Source organism: Pontibacter sp. JAM-7, from assembly GCF_048548695.2.
Classification (GTDB): domain Bacteria; phylum Pseudomonadota; class Gammaproteobacteria; order Pseudomonadales; family Balneatricaceae; genus Neptuniibacter.
Genome location: NZ_JBLYIF020000008.1, coordinates 60,622 through 84,755, shown reverse-complemented (window position 1 = coordinate 84,755; position 24,134 = coordinate 60,622). Strand labels below are relative to the sequence as shown.

Here is a 24,134-nt window from a genome sequence, read left to right as displayed (position 1 = left end):
GGGTTAACCTGATGTCTTTTGATGCGTTGGGCAGTGAGCTACTGGCTCGCAAACAGCAGTCTCTCTATCGGCAGCGCCGCACGTTGCAGTCACCGCAGGGGCCTGAGGTCACTGTCGATGGCAGAACCTGCCTGGCATTTTGCTCTAATGATTATTTGGGGCTGGCGAATCATCCGGACGTGATCCGTGCGTTACAGGATGCCGCTGATATCTATGGTGTTGGTGGCGGGGCATCACATCTGGTGAATGGCCACAGCCAAGCTCATCATGCACTGGAAGAAGCATTGGCCGAATTTACGGGCCGACCCAGAGCCTTACTGTTTTCTACCGGTTATATGGCAAATCTGGGTGCGGTCAATGCCCTGCTGGATAAGCGAGATGCGGTGTTTGAAGACCGCCTCAATCATGCGTCGTTGTTGGATGCGGGCTTATTGTCTGGCGCGCGCTTTCAGCGGTATCTGCATAATGACCCGGCCAGTCTGCAACAAAAGCTGACGCGCTCCGAGGCTCGTCGCAAACTGGTAGTGACGGATGGTGTCTTCAGCATGGATGGCAACTTGGCTAACCTGCCGGAGCTGGCAGCCGTCACGCGCCAGCAGGGTGGCTGGTTGATGGTAGATGATGCCCACGGTTTTGGTTGCCTGGGTGAGTCAGGCGGCGGGTGTGCTGAATACTTTAACCTGGGTATGGAAGAGGTGCCGGTACTGGTTGGTACCTTAGGGAAAGCGTTTGGTGCTTCTGGTGCTTTTGTGGCGGGTAGTGAAGATCTGATTGAAACCCTGATTCAGTTTGCCAGAACCTATATTTATACCACCAGTATGCCGCCGGCCGTTGCGGCCGCCTCGTTGGCCAGTTTGTCTCTTCTGAGGCAAGAGAACTGGCGCCGGGAAAAACTCAATAGTTTGATCAAGCAGTTTCGTCAGGGATGCCAGCAACTTGGCCTGACATTGCTGGAATCCTTTACCCCGATCCAGCCTATTTTGATTGGTGATGCCGCCGCCGCGATGAAAATCAGTGAAGCGTTGGAAGCACAGGGGATTTTTGTCGGTGCGATTCGACCGCCTACAGTACCGCAGGGTACGGCGCGGTTACGGGTTACGCTGTCAGCTACACACACTGAGGCCCAGGTCGATCGTTTGCTGTTAGCGCTGGAGTCTGTCGTCAAATGAGTTTGTATACACAACATATTCCCAATCCCGGGATGCCGGAGCTGGTGCTGTTGCATGGCTGGGGTATGAGCAGTGATGTCTGGCAGCCGGTGTTGCCACAACTGGCTTCGCGTTACAGCCTGACCTTGATCGACCTGCCAGGTTTAGGCCGTTCTGCCAGGACTGCTTCCTGTCATCTGGCAGAAATTATTGATGCGCTGCTGACGGCTGCACCGGAGCAGGCTTGCTGGCTTGGCTGGTCACTGGGTGGGCAATTGGCGGTGGAGTGTGCAACACAAGCGCCAGACCGGGTTAAAGGTATCATTACAGTGGCTTCTTCCCCCTGCTTTGTCGAACGGGATGACTGGCAGTGTGCCATGCAAGAGGCGGTATTTGCCGGGTTTGAATCGGCGTTGCTCGAGAACCCGAAGAAAACCCTGAGCCGATTTATGATGCTGCAAACCCAGGGGGCCGAAGCGGGGCGGGAAAATCTCAAATTCCTGCGCGCACTACAACCCAATCTAGAGCATGCCGCATTGTCGGAAACATTGCAGCTGCTGCGGCTGGATAGCCGGGGGCAGCTGGCAGGGTTACAGCAACCAATCATGCAGATATTTGGCGAACGGGACCAGCTTATCCCTCAGAGTGCGGCACAGGCTTGTGCTGAACTGACCGGACGATTTGTTCAGTTATACTCGGGTGCAGGACACCTGCCTTTCTTGTCTCACCCGGAAATGTTTTGCAGTGATCTGCAGCAGTTTATGGAGTCATCCGTTGGCTGAATCGAACCGCCTCAAAAAACAGCGGGTGGCGGAGTCCTTTAGTCGGGCTGCGGGCAGCTATGACCGGGTGGCGGATTTGCAGCGTCAGGTCGGACAGATGTTAGTCAGTTACCTGCCTTCTATCCAGGCCGAACGAGTGTTGGACCTGGGGTGTGGCACTGGCTTTTTTGGGCCGATCTTGCGGCAGTGCTACCCCCAGGCGCAGTTGCTAAATCTCGATCTGGCTCAGGGTATGTTGCACTACGCCAGGCAGCATCGGCCAGTCAGTAATGCTCATTGGCTCTGTGGTGATGCGGAAGCTTTACCCCTGGCTGATAGTAGTGTGGATCTGATTTTTTCAAGTCTGGCTATTCAGTGGTGCGAGCAACCAGACCTGTTGTTCAGCGAGGTGCAAAGGGTACTGAAACCCGGCGGTTGCTTCGTTGCGGCGACTCTGGGGCCGGACACCCTGCTGGAGCTTCGTCGTGCTTGGGAGGCGGTAGATGACTTTGTACATGTGAATCGTTTTATTCCGCTGACTGACTTACTAGTGACGGTGCCTGAAGGGTTGCAGTGTGTTGTGCAGCAGGAAGAGCAGCGTGTGCTTGAGTATGCGCAGCTAAAGCAACTCACGGACGAGTTAAAAGAGTTGGGTGCGCATAACATGAACCAGGGTCAGGCTACGGGTTTGACCGGACGCCGTCAGTTACGTCAGTTTCGAAATGCCTATGAGGCGCAGCGGCGCTCAGATGAAATGCTGCCGGCGACCTACCAGATCTATTATCTTGTGTTTCAACAGGCTAAATAACAGGACCTTGCGATGGCTAAACGGGTGTTTTTTGTTACGGGTACGGATACCGATGCAGGTAAAACCGTGGTTTCAGCTGGCTTGTTACAGGCAGGCAACAACCGGCAGTGGAAAACGCTGGGTTTGAAACCAATTGCAGCGGGTTGTGAGCAAACCGATGCCGGGCTGCGCAATAGCGATGCACTGATCCTGCAGCAAACTGCTTCAGTAAATATGAGTTACGATCAGGTCAACCCGGTCAGCTTTGCAGAGCCGATTGCGCCTCATATTGCGGCGCTGCATGAGGGGCGGCAACTTAATGCAGATCGCGTTGCTGCCTATTGTCGTGGCGCACTATTACAGTCTGCTGATCTGGTGGTCATCGAGGGAGCAGGGGGCTGGCGGGTACCGCTAAATAACCGGGAAACGCTAGCCGCGTTGCCGCGCTCATTGCAGTTGCCAGTCATTATGGTGGTGGGGATGAAGCTGGGTTGTATAAATCACGCCTTGCTAACAGCAGAAAGTATCGCTCGTGATGGTTTGCAACTGGCAGGTTGGGTGGCTAACTGTATTGATCCCGACATGGCCAGCTATGACGAAAATTTAGCAACATTAAAAACTATGTTACGTGCCCCTCTGTTAGGGGAAGTGCCCCGCCTGGCGCAGGCAAGTCCAGAGATCGTTGCCAACTACCTCGATCTGGATATGCTTCCTGTACAATAACTGTACAGTTTCTAATGCTGGTCTATACTCTGCAACGGTCGTTATTGAAACGCACAACCGTAAGGTTCAGCTATGAATATCTCCAGTGTTTATCAGGCGGTACAGCAATTTCCTGCACGTAACACCAGTGCTGGCGCAGCGGATGAATCCGGTGTTGCCCAGATAACACCCAGTCAGCAGGTCTCTGCAACAGAGCAAAGTACAGTCGCTGCAACGGCGCAGGGGGCAGAGTCGGTCGCCGCATCCGACCAGGGTCAGGATCTTGGTCAGTTATCAACTACCCTTGTGAACGCCACAACGGGTACCGCTGATCCCGGTGCGATTATTGACCTGTTTATTTAGTGTTTATCGCTAAAAGGTAGCTAAACGGAAGTAATCAAGGAGTCGCAACGTGCAGATCAGTGCAACTGCCACCGCGTTTACCGATCCGTCTCTGAAAACTTCAGGGAATGGTGCGGTTACGCCTGCTAGCGTTGCACCAGCCAGGCCATCATCCCCCAGTGTTATTCTCTCGCTATCGCCAGAAGCCCGTGCCCGTTCAGCCAATGAACAGCAGTCAGCTGGCAGTGCTGATGGCACGGTATCATCTCAGACCACTGCGGTTAGCTACAAGACTGATGCGGCACAGCAAAGTCTCGTGCGTGAGTTAGCACGGCGCGACCTAGAGGTGCGTACGCACGAACGCATTCATGCTTCGGTGGGCGGACGCTATACCTCTGCGCCCAGTTTTACCTATGAGCGCGGCCCTGATGGCCGATTGTATGCGGTGTCTGGTGAAGTGCAGATCGATACCACGTCGATACCGGGTAATCCTCAAGCCAGCTTGGAGAAAGCTCAGGTGATTCAGAGGGCCGCCTTGGCGGTGCCTGATCCATCACCGGCGGACCGCAATGCCGCTGCACAGGCGCGGGCGATGGCGGCTGCAGCGCAGGCTGAAATTGCCAGACTGGATCGCAGTGGTGCTGAGGGCGAGAGTGATCAGGTCCAACCGGAGGTCATCGCAGCAACAACGGCTACATCCACGGCAGACAGTGAAGCAAAAGTCGCTGAAGAGAAAGATGAAACGGATACACCTTTGTTTGAGCTGGATTCTGAACGTATGGCCAGAGTCAGTCAGCAATTAGCAGAGCTAAACCGTAAACTGTTTAATGCCGGGGCAATGGAACAATTTGGTTCGACAGGTTCTCTGGTCGACCTGAGCGTCTGAGTATTACTCCATTAAGAAGCGCTTTACTAAGCGACAGAATTCGTTGGGCTGTTCGGCATGGGGCCAGTGGCCGGTTTTGCCCATGATTTGATATTTGGCCTGGGGAAAGTGGCTCAGAACGGTGGGTCGATATGCTTCGTCCAGATAGTCAGAATTACCGCCCTTGATAAACAGGGTTTGACCGGCGAAGGGTTCGCCATGCGGCGCGTCTGCAATCTCATCATAGGCCTGATAGAGCCCTTCCAGGTTCATGCGCCAGCCAAAGCCACCGCGGGTAGTGCGGTATAGGTTGGTTAGCAAAAATGCGCGAACACTTACCTCAGAAATCTCAGCGGCAAGTTGATTGTCTGCATCCGTTCTGGAGGTCAGGCTTGCCAAATCCAGTGACCGCAATCCCGCAAATACATTGTCGTGCTGGCGCGGATAACGCACGGGTGCGATGTCTACCACAATTAATTTGTTGACGTAATCGGCATGGTTCATTGCCAGCTCCATGGCGACTTTGCCTCCCATCGAGTGCCCCAATATATGCGCTTTATCCAGGCCCAATTGGTTCATCAGTTTGACGATATCATTCGCCATCAGGGAGTAATTCATCAGGTTGTCGTGGGGAGAGCGACCATGGTTGCGCAGGTCAACCGAGATGACGTGGAACTCGGTAGCCAGTTGGCGGGCGATGCCCGCCCAGTTGCCAAGGGAGCCAAATAAACCGTGCATAATGATCAGCGCGGGGCCTTCACCCTGAGTCTGAAAGTTCAGTTGCATTGTCTCTCTCCTTGGCAGTTAGCTGGCGGGTTTTACAGGATTTCCAGTAGTTCTACATCAAAAATCAGTGCGGAGTAGGGGGGGATACCACCCGGTGAACCCTGTGCGCCATAGGCAAGCTGATATGGGATGTAGAGACGCCATTTCGCGCCTGTGTTCATCAACTGCAGGGCTTCGGTCCAGCCTGCGATGACACCACCCACCGGAAACTCTGCCGGCTGGCCGCGATCATAGGAACTATCAAACACCTTACCGTCAATAAAGGTACCGTGATAGTGGGTACGGACATGGGAGGATTTTTCTGGTTTATCTGATGTGCTATCACCGGCTTCGATGACTTCATACTGCAGGCCAGACTCCAGAGCTACGACACCATCACGCTTGGCATTATCATTGAGAAAAGTTTCACCTTCACCGGCGGCTTCTTTCGCCTCAGCTTCACGGGCTTCACGGATTCGCTCGTTGATCTGATTAAATGCCTGCTGAATCTTGTCGGCCTCAACACGCAGTCCCTCGTTGTTGTAAGCATCGGCAATGCCCAGTGCTATGGCGTTTAGATCCAGGCCTTCAAAACCGTTTTGCGCTAATTGATCGCCCATCTGTCGGCCGATACCGTAGCTGGCATGTTGTTCCAGCGTGTCGAGTGTCTGTGTCATTATCAATTCCAGTTGGTTGGGTTGGGTCTAAGCCCGGTTATTCTGAAAGGAACAAGGTGGGGTCGACCCGGGTGTTATTCAAGCTTACGCTCCAATGCAGGTGTGCTCCGGTGACGCGACCGGTTTTGCCTACGGCGCCAATGATGTCACCTGATTTGAGCTGATCGCCGATTGCAACATCAATCTGACTCATATGGCAGTACATGGTGGTGAGGCCGAATCCATGGTCAATAATCACGGTGTTGCCGTTGAAGAAGTAGTCACCGGTATCCACTACTTTGCCTGAGGCGGGACTAACGATAGGTGTGCCTTTTGGTGCAGCGATATCCAGGCCGCTGTGGGGGTTGCGCGGTTGGTTATTAAAAAAACGTTTCAGGCCAAATGCACTACTGAAAGGTCCTTGGGTCGGTAAATCAAAGCGGCTCACTGCCTGCGCAGGTTGGCTCCAGGCAACAAAGGCCTGGTTCATTTTCCGACGCTCTCGCTGCCAGCGAGCGACATCTTCTGGATTAGGCTCTACATGCCGTTTGTTAGGTACCGTCAGGTACTGGGCTTCATAGGCCTTTTCTTGGATAGAAAAATAAAATGAAGTGCCTTCAGAGCGGACGTGCTGTCGTTTGGCGGGTTTGGCGCTCAGGGGAATGCCAATAACAGCAACCCAGCGGCTTTGTTCGGCCAAACGGGTGTCGGTGCTGGGCACAACCATCACCCGGTTGCTGCGATACCATGTAGAAGGAGGTTGCGCGGTATTGATTCCGGTCAGAGGGAGCAATGCAACGCCTCCTGGGACTCGGCTTTCTTGCGGTAATGCTAGGGCATTGACTGCAAATAACGCCAGGAAACTAACAGCAATAACAGGTATTCGCATGGTTTAATCCGTGTTGATCTCAGTGACAGTACAGGTCAGGCTGCCCTGATGCAGCCGCGCTTCAAGGGTTTGTCCGGGTTGAGCGTCTGTTGCGGTTGTCATGACGTGACCCTGAATATCAGTGATAATGGCATATCCCCGTTCCAGTGTGGCCAGCGGACTGACCATCTGCAGGCGAGCTACGGCCATACCAAGGCGTTGTTTTTTTTGCTCAAGTAGCAGCTGTGACTGTCGCTCAAGCCGGCGGTTCAATGTCGCTAGTTGTATTTGCAGTCGCTGGCGCTGCTGATCTGGAGAATTGTAGCTGAGCCGGGCCTTAAGCCGGTCTAATCTGTCACGTTGCTGTTGCAAACGCTGAGACAGGGAGCGGTAAAGTCGCATTTCAAGGCTGTCCAGGCGTTGCGACTGTTCGCGCAGGGTCTGTCCAGGATGGCGCAGGCGAGCTCGCAGACCGTTGAGTTTTTGTTGCTGTACTTGAACGTACCGCTGGGTAGTGCGTCGCAGGCGTTGTTGAATTTGCCCCAAGCGAAACTGCAATTGCTGCTTATCCGGACTGAGTAACTCTGCCGCAGCGGAAGGCGTGGGGGCGCGCAGGTCCGCCACCAGATCACTGATAACAATGTCTACTTCATGTCCCACTGCGCTGACAATGGGCAGGTGGCAATTAAATACCGCTCGCGCTACCCGCTCATCATTAAATGGCCACAAGTCTTCCAGAGATCCACCGCCACGGCCCAGAATCAAAACATCGCATTGGCCGTGGTCTTCTGCCTGCTGTATTGCCCGACAGATCTGCGGAGCCGCGTCGGCGCCTTGTACGGCGGTAGGGTATAGGGTGATCGGCAACGCGGGGAAACGACGTTTAAAAACGGTCAGGATGTCATGGATTGCAGCGCCCGTGGCGGAGGTAATCACGCCAATATGCCGACAGTGACTGGGCAGTGGTTGCTTGTGGCGTGTATCGAACAGACCTTCCTGCTGTAGACGAGCTTTGAGCTGCTCATAAGCCAGTTGCAGAGCACCGCTGCCCTCGGGCTCAATACTCTCGCAGATTAATTGATAGTCGCCTCGACCCTCATACAGGCTGACTTTGGCTCTGACCTGAACCCTGTCGCCTTGTTTGGGTGTAAAGTTAAGGCGCTGATTGTATTGCCGGAACAGCGCACAGCGCACTTGGGCGCGTTCATCTTTAAGGGTGAAGTACCAATGGCCTGAGCTGGGGCGAACAAAGTTGGATATCTCCCCCACCACCTGAACAGTGAGAAAGGCTCGTTCCAGCAGGTTTTTGACCTGGCGGTTGAGTTCACTGACGCTCAGGGCGAGCGGAACGGAGTGCAATTGATCTGACATGGGGCCATGGTATACGAACTTGGTGTTGGTTGGCAGTAAAAAACAGGCAACTGGTGGCAGCGAAAATAGTAGCCCGATCACTGGCAGCGAACCGCTTTTAAGCTAGATTTGGATTGTCCGTGATTGGGCAAATCTGTATAATTTCGCGTTTAACTTTTTACTGGACTACAGGCGGGCAAAGAATGTTGCGAATTCTTGAGGAAGCACTCACTTTTGACGATGTGTTGCTGGTTCCGGGTTACTCCGAGGTTTTGCCTAAGGATGTATCCCTGAAAACTCGCCTGACCCGCGAGATTCAACTGAATATCCCACTGGTTTCGGCCGCCATGGACACGGTGACAGAATCTTCGCTGGCCATTGCCATGGCGCAGGAAGGTGGTATTGGTATCATCCACAAAAATCTGACCATCGAACAGCAGGCTGCAGAAGTACTTAAGGTCAAAAAATATGAATCGGGTGTGGTTAATGACCCGGTGACCTGCCGTTCCGATATGAGCGTGGGTGAACTGCGCCAGCTGGCAGCGAGTGTTGGCTTTTCTGGTTTCCCCGTGGTTGATGACGGCGACTTGGTGGGGATTGTGACCGACCGTGATTTCCGCTTTGAACATAAAATGGAGGCCAGTGTTGCCTCTATTATGACGCCTAAAGATCGCCTGGTAACAGTGAAAGAGGGCGTTGATCCTGATGTAGTGCGCAATTTGCTGCGCAAACATCGCATCGAAAAAATCCTGGTAGTGGATGATGCCTTTAAATTGCAGGGCATGATGACTGTTAAGGATATGAATAAAGCACAGTCTCATCCGAGCGCTGCTAAAGACAGTCGTGGCCGTTTATTGGTAGGGGCTGCAGTGGGTACCGGTGCTGAGACGCCTGACCGTGTCACCGCCTTGGTGCGGGCGGGTGTTGACGTGATTATTGTTGATACTGCCCATGGCCATTCTAAAGGTGTTATTGATCGTGTTGCTTGGGTGAAACAGACCTTTCCACAGGTACAGGTCATTGGCGGTAACATTGCCACTGCAGACGCTGCAATCGCACTGGCGGATGCCGGTGCGGATGGTGTGAAAGTCGGTATTGGCCCGGGTTCTATCTGTACCACCCGTATTGTGGCGGGTGTTGGTGTACCTCAGATCAGTGCCGTGGCCAATGTTGCCGCTGTTATGAATGAGCGTGGTATCCCAGTGGTGGCTGATGGTGGCATTCGTTTCTCGGGCGATCTGGCAAAAGCCATTGTTGCTGGTGCTTCAACTATCATGATTGGTTCAATGCTGGCAGGGACTGACGAGGCACCAGGTGAAGTTGAGCTGTTCCAGGGTCGGGCATTCAAGTCCTACCGTGGTATGGGCTCACTGGGTGCTATGGGTCAGAGCACTGGCTCTTCCGATCGTTATTTTCAGGATGCTTCCAAGGGTGTTGAGAAATTGGTGCCCGAAGGTATTGAAGGCCGCGTGCCATGCAAGGGTCCAATGGGTGGTGTTGTACATCAGCTGGTGGGCGGCCTGCGCGCAGCCATGGGTTATACTGGCAGCGCTAACATTGAAAACATGCGTACAGTGCCGCAGTTTGTGCGTATTACCAATGCGGGCATGCAGGAAAGCCATGTACATGATGTCAGCATTACCAAAGAGGCGCCCAACTACCGGGTTAGCTAACAGCATTCAGCTAGAGAAGTGGGGCGGTGCCTAAGCTGCCCCATTTTTTTTTTGTGGCATCCTTCGTCGCAAAGTGAGAGATACAAGGCCATGACCAAAGATATTCATGCACAGCGAATTCTGATTCTGGATTTCGGTTCCCAATATACCCAGCTGATTGCACGTCGTGTGCGTGAAATAGGGGTGTATTGTGAGATCCATGCCTGGGATATGTCAGAAGCAGACATCGAAGCCTATGCGCCTAAAGGGATTATCCTGGCCGGTGGCCCGGAGTCAGTTACCGAAGGTGATTCTCCCCGTGCCCCGCAGCGGGTGTTTGAGATGGGTGTGCCGGTATTGGGTATCTGTTATGGCATGCAGACCATGGCGGAGCAGTTGGGCGGTAAGGTCAGTTCTTCCGATAAGCGCGAATTTGGTTATGCGCAGGTACGCCTGGACAGCAGCCCGAGCCGCTTGCTTGAAGGTATTGAGGACCATGTTGCGAACCATGGTGGCTTGATGCTAGATGTATGGATGAGCCATGGGGATAAGGTGACTGAACTGCCGGAAGGCTTCACGGTGATTGCCTCTACTGAGTCTGCGCCGGTTGCGGCTATGTGCCATCCGAAGAAAAAACTGTATGGCGTACAGTTCCACCCGGAAGTGACGCATACCAAGCAGGGCGGGCGTATTCTAGAGCGCTTTGTGCTTGAAATCTGCGGCGCAGAGGCACTGTGGAACCCGGCCAATATTATCAACGATCAGATTGAAAAGGTGCGTCGGCAGGTCGGTAACAGTAAGGTGTTACTCGGACTGTCTGGCGGTGTCGATTCCTCTGTCGTGGCCGCGCTTTTGCACAAAGCTATTGGTGATCAGTTGACCTGTGTATTTGTGGATAACGGTCTGCTGCGCAAGGCGGAAGGCGATCAGGTGATGGATATGTTTGCCAAAAACATGGGCGTCAAAGTGATCCGTTCCGATGCTGAGGCGCTGTTCCTGGGCCGCCTTGAAGGTGAAAATGATCCTGAGAAAAAACGCAAAATCATCGGTAATACCTTTATTGAGGTGTTTGATGATGAAGCCACTAAGCTGACTGAGGTTAACTTTCTGGCACAGGGCACAATCTATCCGGATGTGATTGAATCCGCGGCGGCGAAAACCGGCAAGGCGCATGTGATTAAGTCGCACCACAATGTAGGTGGCCTGCCGGAAGACATGCAGTTTCAACTGGTTGAGCCACTGCGCGAACTGTTTAAGGATGAGGTGCGTAAACTGGGTCTGGAGCTGGGTCTGCCATACGATATGGTCTACCGCCACCCGTTCCCGGGGCCGGGTCTGGGTGTGCGTATTCTGGGCGAAGTTAAAAAAGAGTATGCCAATATCCTGCGTGAAGCCGATGCGATCTTTATTGAAGAGTTGCATAATTCAGGTTGGTATCACAAAACCAGTCAGGCTTTTGCGGTTTTCCTGCCGGTGAAATCTGTGGGTGTGGTGGGTGACGGCCGTCGGTATGAATACGTTATTGCGCTGCGCGCTGTGGAAACCATCGACTTCATGACCGCGCGCTGGGCGCATCTGCCGTATGAGTTGCTGGAAAAGGTTTCCAGCCGCATCATCAACGAGATCCCCCACGTATCCCGGGTGACCTATGATGTTAGTTCTAAACCACCTGCCACCATCGAGTGGGAGTAACCTGGTCCAGTTGACCGGCACTCAGTGTTGCTAAAATAAAAAGCCCGCATCAAAGCGGGCTTTTTGTTGTTGGTTGCTACCACCTGGGCGGGAAGTGGTAGCGAGCTTACTGCCTGTCTCAGTGGCCTTTTTCTACTGTTATCTCCGCCGTATCTGCGCCGTGGAAAATTCTATCTACCAGTACATAGAACATCGGTACAAACAGGATGGCGAGGAACGTTGCGCCCAGCATTCCGCCGATCACCGCAATTCCGATGGCGTTTTGGCTGGCTGCACCGGCGCCGCTGGCCAGAGCCAGTGGCAGTACCCCCATGGTAAATGCCATGGACGTCATAATGATGGGGCGAAAACGCTGTTTGGCGGCGATGATCACCGCTTCCTGGAGTTGATGGCCGTGTTCTCGCAGGTGTTTGGCGAACTCGACTATCAGAATGGCATTTTTTGATGCCAGGCCAACCGTTGTGAGCAGGGCCACCTGTAAAAACACGTCATTGGACAGATTAAATATCAGGGCGGCGGCTGCCGCGCCTAGAACCCCCAGAGGCACGACCAGTATTACCGCAAAGGGTACCGCCCAGCTTTCGTACAGCGCCGCGAGTGATAAAAACACCACAAGAACCGACAAGGCATACAGTATATTGGCTTGTGCGCTACTCTGTTTTTCTTCATACGAGATGCCGTACCATTCGATATCCAGGCCAGCCGGCAGTTGCTCAAGCAGACGTTCAATTTCGTCCATTGCTTCCCCTGAGCTGATGCCGGGAGCGGGCTGAGCCAGGATGTTCAGGGATGAGCTGCCGTTAAAACGCTCGAGTTTGGGCGAACCGTAGTACCACTCGCCACTGGAAAATGCATTGATCGCCACCATGTCACCTGAGGTATTACGGACATACCACTTCTCCAAGTCTTCCGGCATCATCCGGTGTGCGCTGTCAGATTGCAGGTAAACCCGCTTGATACGACCACGGTCAATGAAGTCGTTAACATAGCTTGAACCCCAGGCAATCTGCAGGGTGCGATTGATATCGTCGAGCGGTACGCCTAATGCAGCGGCTTTTTCGCTATTGATGTCGATCCGGTACTGTGCAACGTCGCTCAGGCCATTGGCGCGAACGCCGACCAGTGTCGGGCTGGCATTGGCCAGTTGCAGCAGTTGGTCTTTAGCGGTCATCAGGGCATCATGGCCCAGCCCGGTTCGATCAACGAGCTGGAAGCTAAGGCCGGATGCATTGCCCAGTTCGCGAATAGGTGGCGGGAAGAAAGTAAATACAGAAGCATCTTTTATTTGCGCCAGGTCTTTCATGGATCGGGCATTTATGGCGAAGATGCTTTGCTCGGGTTGCGTGCGCTGATCCCAGTCTTTAAGGGCAACAAAGCCGAGGCCTGCGTTTTGTGCCGAACCGGAAAAGCTGAAACCGATCACGGTAAATAGGTGCTCCACCATATCCTGGTGTTCGGTCAGAAAATACTCCTCAACCTGTTGTGCCGTTTCCAGCGTACGCTCGGCAGTAGAGCCAGGAGGGGTGGCGATCAGCATGTACATCAGACCCTGGTCTTCGTTGGGCAGGAATGAGCTGGGCAGCTGGCTGAAAATTGTCATCAGGCCGCCGACCAGCAACACATAGACCACAAAAAAACGTGCCGAGCGTTTGACAATGAAGCCTGCGCCTTTCTGATATTTGTCGCGTCCCTTGTTGAAATATTGGTTGAAGAGAGCGAAAAATCCTTTTGCTTCGTGGTCAGCGTTTTTCACCGGTGCGGGTTTGAGAAAAGTCGCGCAGAGTGACGGTGACAAGATCATCGCCACTAGCACCGACAGACCCATGGCCGCCACAATAGTGACGGAGAACTGACGGTAGATGGCACCGGCAGAACCGCCAAAAAAGGCCATGGGAATAAATACCATGGAGAGCACAACGGCGATACCGATCAGCGCGCCGGTGATCTGTCCCATGGACTTTTTGGTTGCTTCCTTGGGGGATAAACCCTCTTCGTGGATGATACGTTCGACGTTTTCCACCACTACGATGGCATCATCCACCAATAGGCCGATGGCCAGTACCATGGCAAACATTGTCAGCACATTGATGCTGAAGCCGAACACATACAAAATGGCGAAAGTGCCCAGCAATACCACCGGTACGGCAATGGTCGGAATCAGCGTGGCGCGCAGGTTTTGCAGGAACAGCAGCATCACCAGGAATACCAGAAATACTGCTTCAATCAGGGTTTGCACCACGGATTTGATCGACAGTTCAATAAACGGCGTCGCATCGCGGGGGTACATGGTTTTCACCCCATCAGGCAGCAGTGCAGATAACTCGGTGACCTTCTCTTTGATCAGGCGGGATGTCTCCAGCGCATTGGCGCCGGATGCAAGCATTACCCCCATGCCCACGGCAGGGTGTCCCTTGTAGCGCACAATGACGTCATATGACTGTGTGCCCCGTTCAACCCGGGCGACGTCTTTAAGGCGCACCTGTGCCCCCGTGGTATTGACGCGTAGCACGATATTTTCAAAATCTGCGACCGTTTGCAGCAGGGATTGTGCCGTGACAGTGGCGTTTAGCTGCTGACCCGGCAGGGCGGGCATGCCGCCCAACTGGCCGGCAGAGACGTCGGTGTTTTGCGCTTCCAGAGCGCTTTCTATATCCAGAGGCGTGAGCTGATAGCTATACAGCTTTTGCGGATCTAGCCATATGCGCATCGCATATTGATTGCCGAACACGCGGATATCGCCGACTCCGTTGATACGTGAAACGGGGTCGAGGAAATTAGTGACAATCATATCCCCTAAATCGGCCTGACTCAGTGCACCGTCTTCGGAATACATGCCGATGACCAGCAGAAAGTTGCTACTGGATTTGGTTACCCGGACGCCAAGTGACTGCACCACTTGGGGCAGGCGGGCAATGGCTGCCTGGATCTTGTTCTGGGTTTGTACCTGGGCAATATCCGGATCGGCTTCTGGCTCAAACGTCAGCGTGATACTCATGGAACCGTCTGAGCTGTTGGCGTTGAAATAACGCAGGTGATCAATGCCATTAAGGCGCTGTTCTATTATCTGGGTGACCGAGTTTTCTACGGTCTGTGCCGATGCTCCCGGATAATCTGCCTGAATGGTAACGGTAGGGGGGGCTACGGACGGGTATTGTTCGATTGGTAACTGCCTGATGGCGAGAACTCCGACCAGCATAATGACAATGGCAATGACCCAGGCGAATACCGGGCGGTCGATAAAAAATCGGGCCATGTTCTATTTCCCCTCAGTGTCAGCCAGTTTGGTGGTTTGATTGCCTTTCCAGGCCACGGTGCTGACCTGCTGGCCAGCCTGTAGTTTCTGGTAGCCGGCCATGATCAGGGTTTCGCCTGGTTTAAGGCCATCGGTCACAATCCAACTGTCCTGGTAGGGTGCCTCGGCCTGAATAGTACGCGGCTGCGCGCTGTTTCCGCTATCTATTGTCCAGACGCGTAGCTGGCCCTGGGGGGTGCGTGCGGTGGCACGTTGCGGTACCAGCAGTACCTCTTTCTCGCCAAGTTCCAGTACTGCGTGTACAAACATGCCTGGCATCAGGTAACTCTCGGGGTTGGGGATTTCTGCACGCAGGGTAGTGGACCCTGTGGTCTTGTCCATGGTCACTTCAGAAAATTTTAATTCGCCAACATGGGCGTAGGTGCTGTCGAGGTTGTCGCGCTCCAGTCGCAGCTGGACGGGCATGCTGGTGTTGCGCATCAGTTCAGTGCGTAGCTCCATCACTGCCTGATTGTCGGCCGACTGCTGCATATCCACATACACCGGGTCGAGTACGGTGATGGTTGCCAATGCCTGATTCTGATTGGCGGTTACCAGTGCGCCTTCTGTAACAAACGATCGGCTGATGCGTCCGCTAATAGGAGAATGAACTCTGGTGTAGTCCAGGTTGATCTGTGCCAGTTCTACCTTGGATTGGGCAACGACAACGGCGGCTCTTGCCTGGTCTAAACCTGCCACGGCATCATCATAGTCCTGTTGGCTGATAGCGCTTTTTTTCAGCAGTTCTCCATAACGTCTACTGCGTGCTTCAACTGCTTTTAGATTTGCCTCGGCACTGCGCTGATCGGCTACAGCACTGTTTAGTTCGGCTTTGTAGCGGGTGTCATCAATTTGATACAGTTGCTGACCCTTTGCCACCTCTGCGCCTTCATTAAACAGGCGGCGGGTAACAATGCCGTCCACCTGAGGCCGCACATCGGCCTGGCGCAGGGCGGTAACACGACCGGGCAGAGAATGGCGCAGCAAAATGCGTTGTGTCTTCAGGCTCAGGGTAGCCACCTCCAGGACAGGAGCGCCTGTTTTGACTACGGTTTCGTTCTGTGTCTGTAAGCCCAACGTATACAGAAACATGGCGCCAATAGCCAAGAGCAGTGCAGGGATCAGTAATCGTTTATTCATGGTTGTCGGGTCCTTGATGCTAAACGGGCATTGGTTTTGTGCAGCTATTGGCTTGGCATGGCCGTATTAAAGGGCGTGTCCGGGTGTTGCCTTGGGTCTTGGGTCGGTTTCTGTGAGATCAAAAGCACCTGTCACCGTGATAGCCAAGGTGTTATCCCTGTCGCAATGCTACTCCTGTGTGTCAATCGCAATATTGCCAGTTTAAGAATGTAACGCCTGGATACCTGACTGGGGTAAAACAATTATGCCCAATGATTGCCTAATCCTCCGGGTGTGCATGAAAACGTATTGAAAATGCGCGAATGCCCAGTTGTTTGGTACGTATAAAAACCGGATATTTTTAAGGTTGTTGCAAGTCAAGGTAGCCCAGTCGAGATTTAAGCCGTAATTTTTGAGCCCCCTGTTTTGTGACGTAATACTCTGTGCCAATCTTAAGATGGGGTAAACTGAGTAGGCCTTGATGCAGGACTCTATTTGGAACAGCAGCGGCAGTTTTCTCTGAATTCGATGAGGTAATTACCATGACAGATAGCAATCACCCAGGGGATGAGCTCTGGATGCAGCATGCTCTGAGCTTGGCGGATCACGCAGAAGGTGCGGGTGAAGTGCCGGTGGGTGCCGTTGTGGTGCTGCATGGTGAGGTCATTGGTGAAGGCTGGAATCACCCCATCAGTGGCCATGACCCAACTGCTCATGCCGAGATTATGGCGCTGCGAGATGCTGCTAATCGCATCGGTAATTACCGCCTGGTAGATGCGGATCTCTACGTTACAATTGAGCCCTGTACCATGTGTGCCGGGGCTTTGGTTCATGCGCGTATACGGCGATTGATTTACGGTGCAACTGAGCCCAAATCAGGCATCGTACAGAGCAATGGTCAACTCCTTGACCAGCCGTGGTTTAATCATCAGGTTGAGGTGGTTTCTGGCGTTTTGGCGGAACAGTGCAGCAGTAAAATAAGCCAGTTCTTTCGGCGTCGGCGTGACACTCAAAAAGCCAGCAGAAAGCGTCTTCTGAGTAAGTTGTTGGATTAAAAACCTTTGATTTTGCGCAGTGCCTGCAATAGGCAATCGAGTCTCAGTGAGTATGTCAGGCTGCGCATGCGTTTGGCCGCTTGTCACTTATAGAGCCTCAGCACTTTACCCGCTGGTTCCTGGTATTGCTTGTTCGATATTAGATAGACCTGAGCAGGCAGTGTGTTGGTTTATAAAGACGGTAAGATGTTTTCTTTAACGCTGGCCGGATCCCAGCTGGGATGGTCGGGGTCATGGTCTGAAGCGGCATCAAGGCGTCTTGCTTGCAGTAGTTGAATCTCCCAGCGGAGCAGTTTCAGGTAGCGACGTATATTACGCACGTACTGTACTGGCTCGTACCCCCGGGCATAACCATAACGTACTTTTGTGTAATATTTTTCCTGAGTGAGCAGGGGTAAAAACTGTTTTACATCATCCCAATTGTCTGGGTTTTTACCGCCCTGCGAGGTCAGCTTGCGGGCATCTTCCAGGTGACCAAAACCTACGTTGTAGCCGGCCAGAGCAAACCAGACGCGATCCTCTCCCTGGATGCGCTCAGGGATCTTGTCCATGACTTGGGTGAGGTAGTGAGCGCCGCCAATAATGCTTTGCTGAGGATCAGTGCGGTCAGTCACCCCGACATCGGCCGCGGCGGCATTGGTCAGCATCATGATGCCGCGTACACCGGTAGGAGATACGGCGTCAGGGTTCCAGTGGGACTCCTGATACGCCACCGCAGCCAGTAGGTGCCAGTCGATATCGGTTTCCTGTTCGCCCATCATGAAATACTGTTCTAGCGAGGGAAAACGGCTCTGCATATGCTCGCGAAACGCAGCAGTATCATAGAAATTTAACGGATTCTGCCGTTGGAAATATTTGGTTTTGAGTTGTTCAATTAATTCCTGAGTTGTCTCGCGTTCAAAAAAACGCTGCAGAGCAAGGGCAAGTGAATTGTCGTAATAGGGATTGATCATCCAGGCCAGGGGTTGCGGTTCGCCAATTTCCATAGCTGTTGCCAGTCCGGGGAAAAACGAGTGTTGGGCGTTATAGGCAACTGAGTCGACAATGGTGTAATCAATCTCCTGATTGTGGACCATTTCCATCAGCTCTACGGATGAAAAATCGGATGTTTCCTGCCAGACCAGTTCGGGTTGCTGCAATTTAAGGCTCTGCATGAGCGAGGCATGGCTGCTGTCGGCAATAATCATCAGTTGTTTGTCTGGGGTGGCGGCATCGGTCAGTTTTTGGGGCTTTTTCTGCCCCTGGGTGATGCGATATACCAGCACCGCTGCTGTTTCCAGATACGCTGGTGAGAAGGCGAAGTCTTGTTCACGTTCGGGGGTGGCTGTCAGCATAGCTGCAGCAACATGACCGTCCCGTTGTCGCATAGTGGTAAAGATGCTGCTGAAGTCGAGCGGTACGATAAGCTCAAGTTTGACACCGAGAAAGTCAGCAAATGCTTTACCTAACTCGTATTCGAAACCAGCAGGTTCACCTTTTTCCAAAAAATAGGTGTTGGGCGAGTTCCGAGTCACCAGTTTAATTACCCCGGCTTCCTGAATCGCACCTAATTGTGTCTTGCTATTCCAGCTCAAAAGGGCAGGAATGCATAACACAAGCAGCACCAACAGGGCGTGGGCGGCATCTTTTTTGCGTCTGAGGTCAAACATATACTGCTTTTCTGGCAACCCACATGCTGATTCGGTAAAATCCGATGCCTGATTTTCTCCTGTAATCCCGGTTTTCACCGGATTCGATCAAGAGGCTGACACCGAGATGCTGGCACTGCGCGGCGCACCCGCCCTATCTGCTTTTCGTCATGAAAAGCTACTATCCGTCATTCAGGCAACTGTACCCGAAGTTACCGGGCTATACGCTGAATTCATGCATTTCGCAGACCTGTCAGCTGAGTTATCGGCTGAACAGCAGGAAAATTTGCAGCAGATTCTCCAGTACGGACCCAAAGCGGACGTTCAGGAGCCTGCCGGCGCGTTGTTTTTAGTGGTTCCGCGCCTGGGCACGATTTCACCCTGGTCATCTAAAGCCACCGATATTGTGCGTAACTGTGGGCTGCAGATGATTCGCCGTATAGAACGTGGCATTGCGTACTATCTTCAGGCATCCGTTGAACTGGATCAAGCTGCACTGCAGTCGATTACTGCAGTTTTATACGACCGGATGGTGGAAACGGTTCTACCGGACATTTCGGCTGCATCGGGTTTGTTTCAGCAGGAAACGCCTCGTCCTCTGACGACGGTGGATATTCTCGGCGGTGGTCGTGATGCGCTGGTCACTGCGAATAGTGCATTAGGCCTGGCGTTGGCTGATGATGAGATTGACTATCTGGTGGCCAGCTTTACTGACCTGGCGCGCAACCCCACCGACGTTGAACTGATGATGTTTGCTCAGGCGAACTCTGAACACTGTCGCCACAAGATTTTTAATGCCTCCTGGGATATCGATGGTGAAGCACAGCAGAAATCGCTGTTTGCCATGATCCGCAATACCAATGAAGTGGCGGGTGATAATGTGTTGTCGGCCTATAAGGACAACGCGGCGGTGATGGTGGGTGCTACGGCTGGGCGTTTTTATCCCGATCCGGAAACCAAAGAGTACGCTTATCATCAGGAGCCTATCCATATCCTGATGAAGGTTGAAACCCACAACCACCCAACGGCGATTGCACCTCATCCAGGGGCAGCAACCGGTTCTGGCGGTGAGATTCGTGATGAAGGGGCCACTGGCAAGGGCTCCAAACCAAAAGCGGGTCTGACCGGCTTTACTGTCTCTGATCTGAAAATACCTGGGTTTGAACAACCCTGGGAGTCACATTACGGCAAGCCAGATCGAATTGTCACGCCGTTGGATATCATGCTGGAGGGCCCAATTGGTGGCGCTGCCTTCAATAATGAATTTGGTCGTCCGGCCCTGACTGGTTATTTCCGCACCTTTGAACAGAAAGTGAATGGTGCGGCCGGGGAAGAGATACGTGGTTATCATAAGCCGATTATGATCGCTGGTGGCCTTGGCAATATCCGTGAAGATCATGTCGAAAAAGGCGAAATTCCAGTGGGCGCCAAGTTGATCTGTCTGGGCGGCCCGGCTATGCAGATTGGTTTGGGTGGCGGTGCTGCCTCATCCATGTCATCTGGTACGTCGTCTGCTGATCTGGATTTTGCTTCAGTACAGCGTGACAACCCAGAACTGGAACGTCGCTGCCAGGAAGTGATTGACCAGTGCTGGCAACTGGGAGCTGCCAACCCTATCGCCTTTATTCATGACGTAGGTGCGGGTGGTTTGTCTAATGCATTCCCTGAACTGGTGAAGGATGGCGAGCGTGGCGGTCGTTTTGAACTGCGTAATGTGAATAATGATGAACCAGGTATGTCACCATTGGCAATCTGGTGTAACGAGGCACAAGAGCGATATGTCATGGCGGTTTCGCCAGAGAATATGGCGCGCTTTGAAGCGATCTGTCTCCGCGAACGTTGCCCTTACGCCGTGGTAGGTGAAGCGACTGATGAGATGCACCTGTCCTTGAGCGATAGCCATTTCAATAATAATCCGGTCGATCTGCCAATGAGTGTACTGTTTGGCAAGCCACCAAAAATGCACCGCTCGGTGCAACGTCAGACCTATAATGTTGCTGCGTTTGATACCAGCTCAATCGCATTGGACGATGCTGTTGAACGGGTACTTAAACTGCCTGCTGTAGCGTCTAAATCCTTTTTGATTACGATTGGTGACCGCTCTATTACCGGTCAGGTGGCGCGTGATCAGATGGTTGGTCCATGGCAGGTGCCGGTAGCGGATTGTGCCGTTACAACCAGTTCTTTTGATACCAATGCCGGTGAAGCGATGGCCATGGGCGAGCGTACTCCGCTAGCACTGGTTGATGCGCCGGCTTCAGGTCGTATGGCTATTGGTGAAACCGTTACCAATTTGGCTGCTGCGGCAATCGCGGATATTCGTGATATCAAACTTTCCGCTAACTGGATGTGTGCTGCCGGTCATCCGGGTGAAGATGAAAAGCTATATGACACAGTACATGCGGTGGGTATGGAGCTTTGCCCTGAGTTGGGAATTACCATCCCGGTCGGTAAAGACTCGATGTCGATGCGCACGGTTTGGCAGGATGAGGCAGAAAGCAAATCAGTCACGGCACCTATGTCGTTAATCATTTCCGGTTTTGCCTCAGTCACTGACGTGCGTCGTACGTTAACCCCTCAGTTACGCACTGATCTGGGTGAAACCGACCTGATCCTGCTGGATCTGGGTCAGGGTCAGAATCGACTGGGTCTGTCTGCGCTGGCGCAGGTGTATAACCAGGTTGGTCAGAGTGTTCCTGATGTTGATGATGCTTCTGTGCTGGCGGCGTTCTTTGCGGCGATTCAGGAACTCAATCAGCAGGGACTTATTGTTGCCTATCATGACCGTTCTGATGGTGGTTTGCTGGCAACGGTGACTGAAATGGCGTTTGCCGGCCGAGTGGGTGTTGATATTAATCTCGACATGTTGGCCGCAGATAGTAATGAGTTGGCCGCAGCCATGTTCAGTGAAGAACTCGGTGCAGTGATGCAGGTGAAGCGCGCAGATCTGGAGCAAGTGCTGACAGAGCTGAATGCTGCCGGACTGGGTGACATTGCCCAAGTCATTGGTGCGCCAAATGCAGATGATTCAATCAACTTCTATTTTGATGATGAAGAGGTGTACACCGAGAGCCGCGTTACGTTGCAGCGCTGGTGGGCAGAAACCTCCTATAGAGTTCAGGCATTGCGTGATAATCCGGACTGCGCCCAGCAGGAGTTTGATGGGTTGTTGGAAACTGAGAACCCCGGCCTGAATGTGGCGCTCAGTTTCGATGTGAATGACAATGTGGCTGCACCTTACATTAATTCTGGAGCTCGCCCGGAAATGGCGATCATTCGTGAACAGGGTGTCAATGGCCAGATCGAAATGGCTGCTGCCTTTGACCGGGCGGGTTTTGCTACCCGCGATGTTCACATGAGTGACATTCTTGAAGGTCGCATCAGTCTGGATCAGTTTAAAGGCCTGGTTGCTTGTGGCGGTTTCTCTTATGGTGATGTGCTGGGTGCGGGTGAAGGCTGGGCTAAGTCCATTTTGTTCAACACGCGTGCACGTGAGCAATTCCAGCAATTTTTTAATCGTACAGACAGTTTCGCGCTGGGTGTATGTAACGGCTGTCAGATGTTGTCGAATCTGCATGAACTTATCCCGGGATCGGACTTGTGGCCTCATTTCGTTCGCAATATGTCCGAGCAGTTTGAAGCGCGGGTGGCGATGGTGGAAGTGCAGGACAGTCCGTCTATTTTCCTGCAGGGTATGGCAGGCTCGCGAATGCCGATTGCTGTGGCGCATGGTGAGGGCAGGGCAGAGTTTGCCAGTCAGGATCATCTGGCGGCCCTGCAGTCTTCAGGCACTGCAGCGTTGCGCTATGTGAACAACCAGGGTCAGCCAACAGAGCAGTATCCGGCGAATCCGAATGGTTCTCCAGACGGCGTAACTGGGGTGACCACGCCTGATGGCCGCGTTACGATCATGATGCCGCACCCAGAGCGGGTCTTCCGGGCGGTGACCAATAGCTGGACACCTGATGAGTGGGGTGAAGATGGTGCCTGGCTGCGTATGTTCCGCAATGCCAGAGTATGGGTGGACTAATTTAAATTAGTGATATGCAGGTTTTAATACAAAAGGCACCGGATGGTGCCTTTTTTTGCTCATAGGCCCGATAGCAATGCATTTTTTCAGCTGCTCATTGCGACATAAACCGTAATATGGTGGGTTAAATCGGCCAATGCGTTTTTTAGGCCGGTGGTCATATTAAAACTAATCTGCTTTGGTTGTTTTGTGCCTGAACCTGCAGCGGTGAAACAGGGCTGGAAATACACTGCACAGGTTTACCTTTAATAACTAAACAGATTCAGTGCTAAGGAATCTACGAATAAGTCCAAACGTCTCTGGCTTTCAGGGCAATTTGAGATCAAGGCAGCGGTTACAGGCATGCTGGTGGCCTGTCGAAAATCGGTAACGCAGAGATTGGATTGCCCTGAAAGCCCCATGGGGGCTGGCTTGGAAGCAGTCATCTGTTTTGTCAGGCAGCTTGGAAAGGACTTGTCATTCCACTGCGCGCCTTTCGCGCACAAGGCTAATTTATCGCCCGCAAAGAAAGTCTTGGGCTTGTTCGCAGGTTCCCTAAGGGATAGGTGCTGTTTTGAGACAAAAAAAAGGTGCCTTCAAGGCACCTTTTTAGCTTGGTTTGTCGCTTACTGCATGATCACTTTTTTACCGGTGATTGCGATTTCTACGCGACGGTTCGCACGCAGGCAGTCGATCAGGTCAGCACTGCGCTGGCCAGTACAGGACTTGGCAGGGGCAGTTTCACCCATGTAGCCAGTGCTGATTTTGTTGGCATCGACACCGCCAGCTACCAGGGCATCGGATACTCTAAGTACACGGCGCTCGGAGAGGGCATCGTTATATGCATTGGTACCGATGCGATCCGCATGGCCGACCAGGCGTACTGCATCCAGCTGTTTCAGGGAAGCGATATAAGAAGTGATGTCGCTTACGCTTTCAACGTCAGTGCTGTCGAAGTCAAAGTAAACAATGTGTTTTTCTTCAGCATCAACCATTACAGGCTTAGGTACGTGAGGAGCTGGTGCAGGCTCAACAGCTGCGACAGGTGCTACATACCCTTCACAGCCTTCTACGGCATTTTCGGGCTTCCAAAAACCGTGACGCCAGCAGCCACCGGTGCCGGTTTTCCAGATGGTCTTGCCTTGAACGTCCCAGTAACCTTCGTTTTCTGGGTGTGCTTGTGCACCAGTGGCAAGGCCCATCGCCATTACCAGGCCGGTAGCAAGTGCGAGTTTTTTCATGATTGCTGTCCTTACGTATGTGATTCTTTAATTAGAATGATAATAAACTGTGTGGTTATTACAACATTTCCCCGGTACAACACCATTTTGAAAAATGATAATTAGGGTTCTGGTCGTAAGCAGTCTGTTATTGCGACTGTTCAGTTTTCTAGGGATTTTTCCTTCCGTGATCCCGCGTCCCTATTGTAAACGGGAACCATTA

At 52.8% G+C, this 24,134-nt stretch carries 18 protein-coding genes; 10 read left to right on the top strand and 8 right to left on the bottom strand.

Annotated elements, in window-relative coordinates:
- The first annotated feature begins 11 nt into the window (after window positions 1-11).
- The 6 genes from bioF (at window position 12) to ACFVYJ_RS11780 (ending at window position 4,626) form a co-directional block, all read left to right on the top strand.
- Window positions 12-1,169, top strand: coding sequence for an 8-amino-7-oxononanoate synthase (gene bioF, locus ACFVYJ_RS11805; RefSeq protein ID WP_419414851.1), 1,158 nt, complete (start codon window positions 12-14; stop codon window positions 1,167-1,169).
- Window positions 1,166-1,930, top strand: a complete 765-nt coding sequence (gene bioH / locus ACFVYJ_RS11800) for a pimeloyl-ACP methyl ester esterase BioH (RefSeq protein ID WP_419414852.1) — start codon at window positions 1,166-1,168, stop codon at window positions 1,928-1,930. The genes bioF and bioH overlap by 4 nt, the downstream gene beginning before the upstream one ends.
- Window positions 1,923-2,717 carry a malonyl-ACP O-methyltransferase BioC gene (gene bioC / locus ACFVYJ_RS11795; RefSeq protein WP_419414853.1) on the top strand — a complete coding sequence of 265 codons (795 nt, stop codon included), beginning with the start codon at window positions 1,923-1,925 and terminating at the stop codon, window positions 2,715-2,717. Before bioH ends, bioC begins: the two co-directional genes overlap by 8 nt.
- Window positions 2,718-2,729: 12 nt before the next feature.
- Window positions 2,730-3,419 carry a dethiobiotin synthase gene (bioD, locus tag ACFVYJ_RS11790; RefSeq protein ID WP_419414854.1) on the top strand — a complete coding sequence of 230 codons (690 nt, stop codon included), beginning with the start codon at window positions 2,730-2,732 and terminating at the stop codon, window positions 3,417-3,419.
- Window positions 3,420-3,491: 72 nt separating this feature from the next.
- The gene (locus ACFVYJ_RS11785) at window positions 3,492-3,761 is read left to right on the top strand and encodes a hypothetical protein (RefSeq protein WP_419414855.1); all 270 of its coding nucleotides are present in this window, start codon (window positions 3,492-3,494) and stop codon (window positions 3,759-3,761) included.
- A gap of 49 nt (window positions 3,762-3,810) precedes the next feature.
- On the top strand, window positions 3,811-4,626 hold the full coding sequence (locus ACFVYJ_RS11780) for a putative metalloprotease CJM1_0395 family protein (RefSeq protein WP_419414856.1): 816 nt from the start codon (window positions 3,811-3,813) through the stop codon (window positions 4,624-4,626).
- Window positions 4,627-4,629: 3 nt separating this feature from the next.
- On the opposite strand, the gene ACFVYJ_RS11775 is transcribed toward ACFVYJ_RS11780, so the two are convergent.
- From ACFVYJ_RS11775 to xseA, 4 genes are read right to left on the bottom strand one after another with little or no spacing between them, the layout of a single operon-like run.
- Window positions 4,630-5,391 (bottom strand): alpha/beta fold hydrolase, encoded by a 762-nt coding sequence (locus ACFVYJ_RS11775; RefSeq protein ID WP_419414857.1) that lies wholly within the window; start codon window positions 5,389-5,391, stop codon window positions 4,630-4,632.
- A 32-nt stretch (window positions 5,392-5,423) separates the two neighbouring features.
- Entirely contained in the window at window positions 5,424-6,047 is a 624-nt protein-coding gene (locus ACFVYJ_RS11770; protein ID WP_463255305.1) for an FKBP-type peptidyl-prolyl cis-trans isomerase, read from the bottom strand.
- Between the two features lie 37 nt (window positions 6,048-6,084).
- Window positions 6,085-6,915, bottom strand: coding sequence for a peptidoglycan DD-metalloendopeptidase family protein (locus ACFVYJ_RS11765; RefSeq protein ID WP_419414858.1), 831 nt, complete (start codon window positions 6,913-6,915; stop codon window positions 6,085-6,087).
- 3 nt (window positions 6,916-6,918) lie between these two features.
- On the bottom strand, window positions 6,919-8,265 hold the full coding sequence (gene xseA, locus ACFVYJ_RS11760; RefSeq protein ID WP_419414859.1) for an exodeoxyribonuclease VII large subunit: 1,347 nt from the start codon (window positions 8,263-8,265) through the stop codon (window positions 6,919-6,921).
- 182 nt (window positions 8,266-8,447) lie between these two features.
- Between xseA and guaB the strand changes: the two genes are divergently transcribed.
- Window positions 8,448-9,917 carry an IMP dehydrogenase gene (gene guaB, locus ACFVYJ_RS11755; protein WP_419414860.1) on the top strand — a complete coding sequence of 490 codons (1,470 nt, stop codon included), beginning with the start codon at window positions 8,448-8,450 and terminating at the stop codon, window positions 9,915-9,917.
- Between the two features lie 90 nt (window positions 9,918-10,007).
- Window positions 10,008-11,588 (top strand): glutamine-hydrolyzing GMP synthase, encoded by a 1,581-nt coding sequence (guaA, locus tag ACFVYJ_RS11750; RefSeq protein WP_419414861.1) that lies wholly within the window; start codon window positions 10,008-10,010, stop codon window positions 11,586-11,588.
- A 118-nt stretch (window positions 11,589-11,706) separates the two neighbouring features.
- Here the strand turns inward: guaA and ACFVYJ_RS11745 are convergent, their stop codons facing one another.
- Together ACFVYJ_RS11745 and ACFVYJ_RS11740 are read right to left on the bottom strand one after the other, a co-directional pair.
- Window positions 11,707-14,841 (bottom strand): efflux RND transporter permease subunit, encoded by a 3,135-nt coding sequence (locus ACFVYJ_RS11745; protein ID WP_419414862.1) that lies wholly within the window; start codon window positions 14,839-14,841, stop codon window positions 11,707-11,709.
- A 3-nt stretch (window positions 14,842-14,844) separates the two neighbouring features.
- A complete protein-coding gene (locus tag ACFVYJ_RS11740; RefSeq protein ID WP_419414863.1) occupies window positions 14,845-16,020 on the bottom strand; it encodes an efflux RND transporter periplasmic adaptor subunit in 1,176 nt (391 codons plus the stop codon).
- A gap of 521 nt (window positions 16,021-16,541) precedes the next feature.
- Between ACFVYJ_RS11740 and tadA the strand changes: the two genes are divergently transcribed.
- A complete protein-coding gene (tadA, locus tag ACFVYJ_RS11735) occupies window positions 16,542-17,054 on the top strand; it encodes a tRNA adenosine(34) deaminase TadA (protein ID WP_419414864.1) in 513 nt (170 codons plus the stop codon).
- Window positions 17,055-17,224: 170 nt separating this feature from the next.
- Here tadA and mltF read toward each other — a convergent pair whose 3' ends face one another.
- On the bottom strand, window positions 17,225-18,703 hold the full coding sequence (gene mltF, locus ACFVYJ_RS11730; protein WP_419414865.1) for a membrane-bound lytic murein transglycosylase MltF: 1,479 nt from the start codon (window positions 18,701-18,703) through the stop codon (window positions 17,225-17,227).
- A gap of 106 nt (window positions 18,704-18,809) precedes the next feature.
- Here mltF and purL point away from each other — a divergent pair, with 106 nt between their 5' ends.
- A complete protein-coding gene (purL, locus tag ACFVYJ_RS11725) occupies window positions 18,810-22,712 on the top strand; it encodes a phosphoribosylformylglycinamidine synthase (protein WP_419414866.1) in 3,903 nt (1,300 codons plus the stop codon).
- Window positions 22,713-23,317: 605 nt separating this feature from the next.
- Here purL and ACFVYJ_RS11720 read toward each other — a convergent pair.
- Window positions 23,318-23,932, bottom strand: coding sequence for an OmpA family protein (locus ACFVYJ_RS11720; protein ID WP_419414867.1), 615 nt, complete (start codon window positions 23,930-23,932; stop codon window positions 23,318-23,320).
- Between the last annotated feature and the right edge of the window lie 202 nt (window positions 23,933-24,134).

Bases quoted from the DNA above. Each gene is read 5' to 3' on its own strand.
- bioF (WP_419414851.1), top strand. From the start codon at position 12: ATGTCTTTTGATGCGTTGGGCAGTGAGCTACTGGCTCGCAAACAGCAG.
- bioH (WP_419414852.1), top strand. From the start codon at position 1,166: ATGAGTTTGTATACACAACATATTCCCAATCCCGGGATGCCGGAGCTG.
- bioD (WP_419414854.1), top strand. From the start codon at position 2,730: ATGGCTAAACGGGTGTTTTTTGTTACGGGTACGGATACCGATGCAGGT.
- ACFVYJ_RS11785 (WP_419414855.1), top strand. From the start codon at position 3,492: ATGAATATCTCCAGTGTTTATCAGGCGGTACAGCAATTTCCTGCACGT.
- ACFVYJ_RS11775 (WP_419414857.1), bottom strand. From the start codon at position 5,391: ATGCAACTGAACTTTCAGACTCAGGGTGAAGGCCCCGCGCTGATCATT.
- ACFVYJ_RS11770 (WP_463255305.1), bottom strand. From the start codon at position 6,047: ATGACACAGACACTCGACACGCTGGAACAACATGCCAGCTACGGTATC.
- ACFVYJ_RS11765 (WP_419414858.1), bottom strand. From the start codon at position 6,915: ATGCGAATACCTGTTATTGCTGTTAGTTTCCTGGCGTTATTTGCAGTC.
- xseA (WP_419414859.1), bottom strand. From the start codon at position 8,265: ATGTCAGATCAATTGCACTCCGTTCCGCTCGCCCTGAGCGTCAGTGAA.
- guaB (WP_419414860.1), top strand. From the start codon at position 8,448: ATGTTGCGAATTCTTGAGGAAGCACTCACTTTTGACGATGTGTTGCTG.
- guaA (WP_419414861.1), top strand. From the start codon at position 10,008: ATGACCAAAGATATTCATGCACAGCGAATTCTGATTCTGGATTTCGGT.
- ACFVYJ_RS11745 (WP_419414862.1), bottom strand. From the start codon at position 14,841: ATGGCCCGATTTTTTATCGACCGCCCGGTATTCGCCTGGGTCATTGCC.
- ACFVYJ_RS11740 (WP_419414863.1), bottom strand. From the start codon at position 16,020: ATGAATAAACGATTACTGATCCCTGCACTGCTCTTGGCTATTGGCGCC.
- tadA (WP_419414864.1), top strand. From the start codon at position 16,542: ATGACAGATAGCAATCACCCAGGGGATGAGCTCTGGATGCAGCATGCT.
- mltF (WP_419414865.1), bottom strand. From the start codon at position 18,703: ATGTTTGACCTCAGACGCAAAAAAGATGCCGCCCACGCCCTGTTGGTG.
- purL (WP_419414866.1), top strand. From the start codon at position 18,810: ATGCTGGCACTGCGCGGCGCACCCGCCCTATCTGCTTTTCGTCATGAA.
- ACFVYJ_RS11720 (WP_419414867.1), bottom strand. From the start codon at position 23,932: ATGAAAAAACTCGCACTTGCTACCGGCCTGGTAATGGCGATGGGCCTT.